The organism is Pseudomonas donghuensis, from assembly GCF_000259195.1.
Classification (GTDB): Bacteria; Pseudomonadota; Gammaproteobacteria; order Pseudomonadales; family Pseudomonadaceae; genus Aquipseudomonas; species Aquipseudomonas donghuensis.
Genome location: NZ_JH650763.1, coordinates 64,795 through 75,429, shown reverse-complemented (window position 1 = coordinate 75,429; position 10,635 = coordinate 64,795). Strand labels below are relative to the sequence as shown.

Below are 10,635 nucleotides of genomic sequence, written 5' to 3'. Positions count from 1 at the left end.
TAGGAGCGGGCTTGCCCCGCGATAGGGCTTTCAGCTGCCCAAAACCGTTTGGGCAAGCAGCTCATACGACCGAATCCGGTCCGCATGCTCATACAGGTCGCAGGTAAAGATCAGCTCATCCGCCTCGGTCTGCTCCAGCAACACCTCAAGCTTGGCGCGGATCTTCTGCGGGCTCCCGACCATCGCCAGGCCAAGGAAACTGCCCACCGCTTCACGCTCATGGGGCAGCCACAGGCCGTCCATGGTCGCTACCGGCGGACGCTGCACCAGGCTTTGCCCGCGCATCAGGGCGAGGATGCGCTGATACACCGAGGTGGCCAGGTAATCAGCCTGTTCATCCGTCTCGGCAGCCACCAGCGGCACGCCGAGCATAACGTAGGGCTTGTCGAGCACGGCCGAAGGCTGGAAGTGGTTGCGGTACACGCGAATCGCTTCGTGCAGGTAACGCGGAGCGAAATGCGAGGCGAAGGCGTAGGGCAAACCGCGCATGCCGGCCAGTTGCGCGCTGAACAAGCTCGAACCCAGCAACCAGATGGGCACCTCGGTACCGTACCCGGGTACGGCGATGACCTTCTGATCGGGCGTGCGCGGCCCCAGGTAGCGCACCAGTTCTTCGACATCATCGGGGAAATCGTCGGCACTGCCAGAGCGTTCGCGGCGTAGCGCGCGGGCCGTCATCTGGTCGGAGCCCGGCGCGCGGCCCAGGCCCAGGTCGATACGCCCGGGATACAGGCTGGCCAGGGTGCCGAACTGTTCGGCGATCACCAGCGGTGCATGGTTGGGCAGCATCACCCCGCCGGCGCCCACACGAATGGTTGACGTACCACCGGCCAGGTAGCTGAGCAGCACTGAAGTTGCGGAACTGGCGATGCCGTCCATGTTGTGGTGCTCGGCCACCCAGAAGCGGTTGTAGCCGAATTTTTCGACGTGTTGCGCCAGGTCCAGGGAGTTGCGTAGAGACTGCGCTGGGCCGCTGTCGGCACGTACCGGCACCAGGTCAAGGGTAGAGATCTTGATATCCGCAAGTTGCTTCATGGGCGTTTGAGCCTCCAGGGCAGTCGATTGGCCGAAATAATCCAACGGCCTTTCTAGCTCTGTATGGGCACATCTGCAGGAATCAATGCCAGGCGTTGTAATCCGTCCCGCGTCGAGGGTCAGCCTGGACGCGATGCTGCTGAGCTAAGGCAGAACCGTAGTGCGCTTGTTGTGGTCAAATGAGGGTCGCTAAAACGTCTGCTGTCACAAGGAGCTGTTCCATGATCCGTGTTGCAATCGCTGTGCTGGCTTCGCTGCTGGCAACGTCCGCGCTGGCCGCGACGAAAGACTGTGAAGAGCTCAAGGCTGAGATCGAAGCCAAGATCCAGGCTAACAACGTGAGTTCCTACACCCTGGAAATCGTCAGCAATGATGAAGTCAAAGACCAGAACATGGTGGTCGGCAGCTGCGAAAACGGCACCAAGAAGATCATCTACCAGAACAATGATCGCTAGGCGTCAGGGTGTGCAGAACACGTCGTTCGACTCTTCGGCCACGACGTTGCGCTGGGCGTCATAGAGGTAGGCGCTGGGCTGCATGGCCGGGGCGCGGGCTTCCAGACGGTAGCGCTGCCCTGCCTTGAAGTGAGCGAACTTGATCGTCAGGTAGCAGGTGCGCTCGGTCGGGTCGGTACTGAACCCACCGGAATAGATTTCATAATCGAACCTCACCACCAGCTCGTGGGCACCGGGTGTAACCTGAAAGAACCGACCATCAGTCAGGCGCTTTCCGTCAAGCCGCTCGGCCATCACCACTTTGCCCGGTGTGATGGTGTAAAGGTCGACCCAGGCCTGCTTGTTGTCCACAGGGGGCAGGGGGCTGGCGCAAGCTCCCAGGGTACTGATTGCGAGCAGCATCATAGGCTGGCGCATGGCGAACTCCGGCGTGCGGGCTACAAAGCACAAGCATAGCGCCATTCACGCTTTCAGGTACGCTGGCAGCCCGCCGGCAGGCCTTTGCCGACCACATTGCGCTGTTCGTCATAGAGCTTGGCCCAAGGGCGGAAACCGATGCTGCCGGCCTCAAGCTGATAGCGCTGGCCGGCGTTGAAATGCTTGAACTTCACATGTAGCTGGCAATCACGCCACAGCGGCTCGTCGACCGGGCCGATATTGCTTGGATTGACCGGGAACAGGTAGCGCACGGTCAGCTCATGACTGCCTGGCGGTACTTCGAAATAGCGTTTGTCGGCCCAGGCGCGCTCGTCCACTTCCACGGCATGCAGGGTGTCGTCCTGGCCTGATGCGAGGTCGATCCAGGCCTGGTTGGGGTCGGGGGCAGGCAGGCCGGCGCAGCCGGACAGAAGCACAATACCGCTGATGACAAGCAGTGTACGCATGGTAAAACTCCAGCCGGGCAGGATAGTCTTGAAGCTGATGGGTACTTGAGCGAATGACGGGACGCGAATGCTTCGACTATTTCTTTTGTTGCGCTCAAGTCATGGGGCACTCGACCACATTTTGCGCTTCTTGGTTCCCTTGCTGGCCTTCGGGCTGCTGAACGGTTGTGCCAGTGTCAGATACTACGGGCAACTGGCCAGCGGTCAGTGGCAGCTGTTGCAGGCGCGCCAGCCGGTTGCCGACCTGGTTGCCAATCCGGCCACCGACAGCAAACTGCGTCAGCACCTGCTCAAGGCCGAGCAGGCCCGGGCCTTCGCCAGCGCCCAGCTGAAGCTGCCGGACAACCGCAGTTACCGGGTGTATGCCGACATTGGCAGGCCCTTCGTGGTTTGGAACGTATTTGCCACGCCGGAGTTTTCACTGGAGGCGCAAACCCATTGCTTCCCGATCGCCGGTTGCGTCGCCTATCGCGGTTATTACAAGCAGGGCGCGGCGCGCGGGGCAGCGGCATTACAGAAGCAGCAAGGGCTGGATGTCTATGTCGGCGGTGTTGAGGCCTACTCCACCCTGGGTTGGTTCGACGATCCGATCCTCAGCTCCATGCTCGGCTGGGGCGATGAACGCCTGGCCACGGTGATCTTCCATGAGTTGGCCCACCAACGGCTCTATGTGCGGGACGACACCGCGTTCAATGAGTCTTTCGCCACCTTCGTCGAACAGGAAGGCACCCGCCAGTGGCGCGCGGCGCGGGGGCTGCCGGTGCTGGCCGAGGATGGCAGCCGGCAGCGCGACCAGTTCATCGGGCTGGTACTGGCCAGCCGCGAGCGGCTCAAGGCCTTGTATGCGGCGCCGCTGACCGAAGCCGCCAAGCGCGCAGGCAAGCAGGCTGAGTTCGAACGCCTGCGCGGTGAGTATCGAACCTTGCGCGATAGCCAATGGGGCGGGCGCGGGCGTTATGACGCCTGGATCAATGCCCCGATGAACAATGCCAAATTGCTGCCCTTTGGCCTGTATGACCAGTGGGTACCGGCGTTTGCACAGCTGTTTGTCGAGGTGGGTGGCGATTGGCAGGTGTTCTACCAACGGGTAGAAGCCTTGGGGCGGCTGCCAATCAAACAACGCCAGCAGGCGCTGAAAAGCATCGCGGGTCAAGCCCGCTCCTACAGGAGCGGCGGCGCGGCGACTCGACTTGACCCGCGATCGGTTTCTCAGCTGCGCTGAAACGCCTGGTGCAACTGGTTCACGGTCGTAAAGTGATAAGCCGGCTGTTGCGCCGTCAGCTCTTCATGGCTGCCAAAGCCATAGCCGACCGCTACCGCTTCCAGGCCGTTGCTGTGCGCCCCGATCAGGTCGTGCTTGCGATCGCCGATCATCAGGGTTTGCGCCGGGTCCAGGGCTTCCTCGGCCAGCAGGTGGCGGATCAGTTCGACCTTGTTGGTGCGGGTGCCGTCCAGCTCGCTGCCGTAGATCACCTTGAAGTGCTTGGCGAAATCGAAATGGCGGGCGATCTCGCGGGCAAACTCCCAGGGTTTGGAGGTGGCAATGTACAAGGTGCGCCCCTGCCCTTGCAGGGATTCGAGCAGTTCGCTGACGCCGTCGAAAACCTGGTTTTCGTACAGGCCGGTGACCTTGAAGCGCTCCCGGTAGAAATTCACCGCGTCCCAGGCCTTGGCTTCATCGAAAGCATAGAACTGCATGAATGCCTGCAGCAGCGGCGGGCCGATGAAGTGTTCCAGGCGCGTCAGGTCCGGCTCGTCGATGCCGAGCTTGGCCAGTGCGTACTGGATCGAGCGGGTGATGCCCAATCGCGGATCGGTCAGAGTACCGTCGAGGTCGAAGAGGATGTTTTGCTGGTGCATGGCAGTCTCGAATAGGGCTGTGGGCAGGTTCACTCGGGCAGGTGGTAGCCTTCGGCCAGGTGCTGATCCTTGAGTTTGACGTAGTTGCCGGCGCTGTAGGGGAAGAACGCGCGCTCCTTCTCGGTCAGGGCGCGGGCCTGCTTGACCGGGCTGCCGACATAGAGAAAACCGCCTTCCAGGCGCTTGCCCGGAGGCACCAGGCTGCCGGCGCCGATGATCACTTCGTCTTCGACGATTGCACCATCCATGATGGTGCTGCCCATGCCGACCAGGATGCGGTTGCCCAGGGTGCAGCCATGGAGCATGACTTTGTGACCAATGGTTACTTCATCGCCGATCAGCAGCGGGAAACCATCCGGGTTGAACGGCCCGGCATGGGTGATGTGCAGCACGCTGCCGTCCTGGACACTGGTGCGCGCGCCGATGCGGATGCGCTGCATATCGCCGCGGATCACCGTCAATGGCCACACCGAGCTGTCGGCGCCGATCTCGACATCGCCCAGCACCACGGCACTGCGGTCGACAAAGGCACGCTCGCCAAGCCTGGGAGTGTGATGCTGGAAGCTACGGATGGCCATGATAGGAATTCTCTTTGGTATGGATAGGGCTGCGGTCGGCGTCGATTGTAATTAAGATGGGGAAGTGTTTCTTCTGCCAAGGTGTTTAACCGTGAGTGCGAACAACCCGCTTCTGCAGTCTTATGACTTGCCGCCCTTCTCGGCGATCCGTGCCGAGCATGTGCAGCCGGCGATTGAACAGATCCTGGCCGACAACCGTAAAGCCATTGCCGACATCCTCCAGGCCCAGGGCAAGCACCCAAGCTGGGCCGGCCTGATCCTGGCCATGGACGAACTCAACGACCGCCTGGGCGCCGCCTGGAGCCCGGTCAGCCACCTCAATGCCGTGTGCAACAGCGCCGAACTGCGTGAAGCCTACGAGGCCTGCCTGCCGGCGTTGAGCGCCTACGCCACCGAAATGGGCCAGAACCGCGAGCTGTTCCAGGCCTATGAAGCGTTGATCGCCAGCCCCGAAGCCGCCGGCTTCGATGTGGCGCAAAAGACAATTCTCGAACACGCCCTGCGTGACTTCCGCCTGTCGGGTATCGACCTGCCGGCCGATAAGCAACAACGTTATGCCGAAGTTCAGAGCAAGCTCAGCGAACTGGGCAGCCGCTTCTCCAACCAGCTGCTGGACGCCACCCAGGCCTGGACCAAGCACGTCACCGACGAAGCGGCACTGGCCGGCCTGACGGACTCGGCCAAGGCACAGATGGCTGCCGCCGCCCAGGCCAAGGGCCTCGATGGCTGGCTGATCAGCCTGGAATTCCCCAGCTACTACGCGGTGATGACCTACGCTGAAGACCGCGCCCTGCGCGAAGAAATCTACGCCGCCTACTGCACCCGCGCCTCTGATCAGGGCCCTAACGCCGGCCAGTTCGACAACGGTCCGGTGATGGGTGAGATCCTCGACCTGCGTCAGGAACTGGCTCAGCTATTGGGCTACCAGAACTTCGCCGAGCTGAGCCTGGCGACCAAGATGGCCGAGTCCAGCGATCAGGTGCTGAGCTTCCTGCGTGACCTGGCCAAGCGCAGCAAGCCGTTTGCCACCCAGGACCTGGCCCAGCTCAAGGCCTATGCCGCCGAGCAGGGGTGCCCGGACCTGCAAAGCTGGGACAGCGGTTTCTACGGGGAAAAACTCCGTGAACAGCGCTACAGCGTTTCCCAGGAAACCCTGCGCGCCTACTTCCCGATCGACAAGGTGCTGACCGGCCTGTTCACCATCGTCCAGCGCCTGTACGGCATCGAGATTGCCGAGCTCAAGGGCTTCGATAGCTGGCATCCGGACGTACGCCTGTTCGAAATCAAGGAGCACGGCCAGCACGTCGGGCGCTTCTTCTTCGACCTCTATGCCCGTGCCAACAAGCGCGGCGGTGCCTGGATGGACGGCGCCCGCGACCGTCGCCTGACTGCTGACGGCCAATTGCAGAGCCCGGTGGCCAACCTTGTGTGCAACTTCACCCCGGCCGCCCCTGGCAAGCCGGCGTTGCTGACCCATGACGAAGTCACCACCCTGTTCCACGAGTTCGGCCATGGCCTGCATCACCTGCTGACCCGTATCGAGCATGCCGGTGTTTCCGGTATCAACGGTGTGGCCTGGGATGCGGTCGAGCTGCCGAGCCAGTTCATGGAAAACTGGTGCTGGGAGCCTGAAGGCCTGGCGCTGATTTCCGGTCACTACGAAACTGGCGCAGCCCTGCCCCAGGATTTGCTCGAGAAGATGCTGGCGGCGAAGAACTTCCAGTCCGGGCTGATGATGGTCCGCCAGCTGGAATTCTCGCTGTTCGACTTCGAACTGCACGCCAGCCACGGCGACGGCCGCGGTGTACTGCAAGTGCTCGAAGGCATCCGCGACGAGGTCTCGGTCATGCGCCCACCGGCGTACAACCGCTTCCCCAACAGCTTTGCGCATATCTTCGCCGGTGGTTATGCAGCCGGTTACTACAGCTACAAGTGGGCTGAAGTACTGTCGGCCGACGCCTTCTCGCGCTTTGAAGAAGAAGGCGTGCTCAATGCCGACACCGGTCGCGCGTTCCGCGAAGCGATCCTGGCCCGTGGTGGTTCCCAGGAGCCGATGCTGCTGTTCGTCGACTTCCGTGGCCGCGAGCCATCAATCGATGCACTCTTGCGCCATAGCGGCTTGAGTGAGGAAGTGGCGGCATGAGTGATGGGCCTGTGATAACGAAAAAACGCTTTATCGCCGGGGCGGTCTGCCCGGCGTGCAGCGAGCCGGACAAACTGATGATGTGGAGCGAAGACAGCGTTCCGCACCGTGAGTGCGTGGCCTGCGGGTTTTCCGACACCCTTAACGAACAGGGGCTGTCGGTGCCCAAGGAGTTGGGTACCCGGGTCAACAGGGTCGAGGTGAAACCTGCCGCGACCACGGTGCAGACGGTGCAGTTCTTCCCTAATCCGAAGCTGAAGAAACCGGCTGAGTAAGGGCGCGTGGTGCCTTGGGTGCTATTTAGTTGGCACCAGCGAGCGTTAGCTGCAATCCAGAGTAGCGGGCCCAACCCCGCTCTCTGGAACTTGTTATGAGTACCGTTAACCCCTTACTGCGTCATGACGAACCGATCGATTACGCTGCAGTGCGTATCGAACATCTGCAACCTGCAATCGAGCAGGTGATCGCCGATAACCGTGCTGCGCTGAGTATCATCATTGCGCACCAACGTGCACTTCCCACCTGGGATGATCTGGTGCTGGCGGTTGATGCACTGGACGCCCGCCTGAACAACACCTTGTACAACATCGCGCCCCTGATCAATCGCCCAGGTGAGTGGCAGAAAGTTGCCTATCAATGCTGGGATCTGGCACAAGCCTACTTCGTGGAAAAGCTGCAAAACGTAGAACTGCTGAGTTTGTACGAGCGTCTCGCCGGCAGCCCTTATGGTCTGAACCTTGATTGGCAAAGCAAAGCGGCGTTGCAACGAACGATCACATCGTTTCGCCTATCAGGGGTACACTTGAACCTCGAGGGCCGTGAAATCTTGCAGATGCTCGAACGGCAGATCAGCGCGTTGCAGAAGACGTTTTCCGAAAACATTTCCCGCTCCAGCAATGACTGGAGCTTGCACCTCATGGATGAGCAGCGACTGCAGGGAGTTTCCGAACTGGACAAGGCCGCAATGGCGGCGTCGGCAAAAAGCAGGAAGCTGAACGGGTGGCTAGTTACCCTCGAAGAGCCACTCTACCTGGCAATTATCGAACATGCGCAGGACCGGGATCTGCGGGAGAAAGTCTATCGGGCATATCTGACCCGTGGCGCCAATCCTGACCCTGCCCTCGATAATGCCGGTGTGTTTCAGGCGTTGGCGCAAGCCAAGCAGAAAAAGGCACGTTTACTCGGCTTTGACACCTTTCCCCAGTACAACCTGCAGCTCAAAGGGGGCGCATCTGCGGAACAGGTTTTGGCTTTCCTTAAAGACCTGGTCCGCCAGGCTCGACCGGGGCTGGAGCGGGAAAGGCAGCGTCTGCAAAGTGCGGCGCAGCAACAAGGGCTGGCTCCCATTCAGCCTTGGGATGTTGCCTTCATGCGCAAGCAGAAAGACCACACACCGTTGCGATTGTCAGAGGACGATGTGCGGGCCTGCTTCTCTCTGGATACGGTTTTAAAGGCATTGGTAGACCTGGCCCACAAGCTCTTTGGTTTGGTGCTGACTGAGGCACAGGCAGTTTCTACCTGGGATCCCGATGTTCGTGTGTTTGAAGTAGTGCAAGATCACGCTTTACTGGGATATCTGTACATCGACGCAATCGGCAGGGACGGCAAGTCGCCTGAAGGGGCCTGGACTTATTACGTCTGGAATCGGCACATCGACGCCGAAGGCAAGTATCACAAGAGTGCCGCAGCATTGTTTACCAATGTTGCCGCCGGCCAGGGTGATGTGCCGCCGCTGCTGACTCATCTGGACCTGCGCAAGCTGTTTCACGAGTTCGGTCATTGCCTACACCACCTCATGGTCCGCACTTCGAACTATCACCTGGGTAATATACTGAATCTGGGCCCTGGTGGTGTCGAGATTGCCAGCCAATTGCTGGAGCGCTGGTGCTGGTCGGCGCAGTATCTGGCGGGTATATCCGCTCACTACCAGACTGGCGAACCGCTGACGGTCCAAGCGATGCAGACTTTCCTGGATCAACTGCAGGCGCAGGAGCGTCCGAAGCTGGCGGTCGAACTGGCCAAGTCATTGTTCGATCTAGACTTGCATGGCAATCCGGAAGATGGTCGTAGTGTCCAGAAAAAGGTTGAAGACAGCTTCATTGAGGCGGGGGCCTGGCCGCTGGCTGACTTTGAGCGCCCATTGCATGCCTTCGATTACCTGGTTGACGGCTATGACGCGGGCTACTTCGGCTATCTCTGGGCGAACGTCTATGCCTTCGATCTGTTCAGTCGATTTGAACAGGAAGGTCTGCTCAATCGGCAAACCGGTCGCGAGCTGCAGGATGAGGTGTTTGCGCCTGGCGTTGCGCGTCCCATTCAGACCGGCGTCGAGGCCTTCCTCAAGCGCCCTTCCAGCGCGCTGCCATTCTTGCGCTGGTACGGCCTGATCGCCGGCTGAGCCTGCCCAACGGTGCTGGATCAACGTTTTTGAGTGGTGTACTGTATAAAAAAACAGTATAGGTGCACCATGGTTGCTCCAGCTCCCCTGCGCGGTCGTGGCACCGCCAGCAACCCCCACAACCGCTTCGCCCCCAACCGTTCGGTGGCCGAGGACGACGGCTGGTACCAGGAAGTGCCCCTGACCCAGGGCACCGAAGTGCGCAGCGAAACCGCCAAGAGCATCATCACCCGCAACAACTCGCCCGACCTGCCCTTCGACCGTTCGATCAATCCCTATCGCGGCTGCGAGCATGGTTGCATCTACTGCTATGCCCGGCCCAGTCACGCCTACTGGGACCTGTCGCCCGGGCTGGACTTCGAAACCAAGCTGATCGCCAAGACCAACGCCGCCGCTGTGCTCGAACAGCAATTGAGCAAGCCTGGCTATATCTGCGCGCCGATCAACCTGGGGTCCAACACTGACCCCTATCAACCCATCGAACGCGAGCAACAGCTGACCCGGCGCCTGCTGGAGGTGCTGCTGCGTTATCGCCACCCGGTCACCATCGTCACCAAGGGCTCACTGATTTTGCGTGACCTGGACCTGCTCGCCGAACTGGCCCGGCAGCGTCTGGTGCAGGTGATGATCAGCCTGACCACCCTGGACGACGAACTCAAGCGCACCCTCGAGCCGCGGGCGGCAGCGCCCAAGGCACGGCTGCGGGCGATCCGGGTGCTGACTGAGGCCGGTGTTCCGGTGGGCGTGTTGTGTTCGCCAATGATCCCGATGATCAATGACAGTGAACTGGAGCACCTGCTCGAGGCCGCCAAAGCCAATGGGGCACTGAGCGCTGCCTACATGATGCTGCGTCTGCCGCTGGAGGTGGCGCCGCTGTTCGAGCAGTGGCTGCAGGACCATTATCCGCAACGGGCCAATCATGTGCTCAGCCTGATCCGCCAGAGCCGCGGCGGTGAGTTGTACGACAGCCGCTTTGGTGCGCGCATGCGCGGTGAAGGGGTATTTGCCGAGTTGCTGGCGCAACGCTTCAGCAAGGCGATCCGCCGCCTGGGGCTGAACCGGCGCGAAGGCTACGCGCTTGATTGCAGTGCGTTTTGCCCTCCTGGCGGGCAGATGTCACTGCTCTGATTTTCAATAATGGGTATTGGCCATTAATGTTTTTTTGATATTATCCGGACAACTCTTTGAATCTCTGGAACGCCCGTACTAGAGCCTCGCAATTCAGTTTGAGTTAAGTTTCGCCGAGTAGCGTAGGAATTCAGCCAACAACGGATGTGATTGT

General features: G+C 60.6%; 11 protein-coding genes. 6 read left to right on the top strand and 5 right to left on the bottom strand.

The genetic code is table 11. The annotated features are described in order from the left end of the window. Positions 1-30 precede the first annotated feature (30 nt). Complete coding sequence (locus UW3_RS0111780; RefSeq protein ID WP_010222665.1) at positions 31-1,035, bottom strand: LLM class flavin-dependent oxidoreductase; 1,005 nt, start codon at positions 1,033-1,035, stop codon at positions 31-33. A gap of 221 nt (positions 1,036-1,256) precedes the next feature. On the opposite strand from UW3_RS0111780, the gene UW3_RS0111775 reads away from it, so the two are divergent. Beyond that, on the top strand, positions 1,257-1,490 hold the full coding sequence (locus UW3_RS0111775) for a DUF1161 domain-containing protein (RefSeq protein WP_010222664.1): 234 nt from the start codon (positions 1,257-1,259) through the stop codon (positions 1,488-1,490). A gap of 3 nt (positions 1,491-1,493) precedes the next feature. Here UW3_RS0111775 and UW3_RS0111770 read toward each other — a convergent pair whose 3' ends face one another. Then, positions 1,494-1,907, bottom strand: a complete 414-nt coding sequence (locus UW3_RS0111770) for a PA0061/PA0062 family lipoprotein (RefSeq protein ID WP_010222663.1) — start codon at positions 1,905-1,907, stop codon at positions 1,494-1,496. Positions 1,908-1,960: 53 nt separating this feature from the next. Then, positions 1,961-2,374 (bottom strand): PA0061/PA0062 family lipoprotein, encoded by a 414-nt coding sequence (locus tag UW3_RS0111765; RefSeq protein ID WP_010222662.1) that lies wholly within the window; start codon positions 2,372-2,374, stop codon positions 1,961-1,963. Positions 2,375-2,459: 85 nt separating this feature from the next. Between UW3_RS0111765 and UW3_RS26890 the strand changes: the two genes are divergently transcribed. Further along, complete coding sequence (locus tag UW3_RS26890) at positions 2,460-3,596, top strand: aminopeptidase (RefSeq protein ID WP_081492787.1); 1,137 nt, start codon at positions 2,460-2,462, stop codon at positions 3,594-3,596. Here UW3_RS26890 and UW3_RS0111755 read toward each other — a convergent pair. Both UW3_RS0111755 and UW3_RS0111750 read right to left on the bottom strand, forming a co-directional pair. Further along, entirely contained in the window at positions 3,584-4,234 is a 651-nt protein-coding gene (locus UW3_RS0111755) for an HAD family hydrolase (RefSeq protein ID WP_010222660.1), read from the bottom strand. The genes UW3_RS26890 and UW3_RS0111755 overlap by 13 nt on opposite strands. Positions 4,235-4,263: 29 nt before the next feature. Continuing rightward, entirely contained in the window at positions 4,264-4,812 is a 549-nt protein-coding gene (locus UW3_RS0111750; protein ID WP_010222659.1) for a gamma carbonic anhydrase family protein, read from the bottom strand. A 91-nt stretch (positions 4,813-4,903) separates the two neighbouring features. Between UW3_RS0111750 and prlC the strand changes: the two genes are divergently transcribed. From prlC to UW3_RS0111730, 4 genes are all read left to right on the top strand, one after another. Continuing rightward, positions 4,904-6,955, top strand: a complete 2,052-nt coding sequence (gene prlC, locus UW3_RS0111745) for an oligopeptidase A (RefSeq protein WP_010222657.1) — start codon at positions 4,904-4,906, stop codon at positions 6,953-6,955. Continuing rightward, positions 6,952-7,230: a YheV family putative zinc ribbon protein gene (locus tag UW3_RS0111740; RefSeq protein ID WP_010222656.1), complete on the top strand. Its 279-nt coding sequence runs from the start codon at positions 6,952-6,954 to the stop codon at positions 7,228-7,230. The genes prlC and UW3_RS0111740 overlap by 4 nt, the downstream gene beginning before the upstream one ends. Before the next feature lie 95 nt (positions 7,231-7,325). Continuing rightward, a complete protein-coding gene (locus UW3_RS0111735; protein WP_010222655.1) occupies positions 7,326-9,353 on the top strand; it encodes a M3 family metallopeptidase in 2,028 nt (675 codons plus the stop codon). A gap of 69 nt (positions 9,354-9,422) precedes the next feature. After that, positions 9,423-10,481 (top strand): PA0069 family radical SAM protein, encoded by a 1,059-nt coding sequence (locus UW3_RS0111730; RefSeq protein ID WP_010222654.1) that lies wholly within the window; start codon positions 9,423-9,425, stop codon positions 10,479-10,481. Positions 10,482-10,635 lie beyond the last annotated feature (154 nt).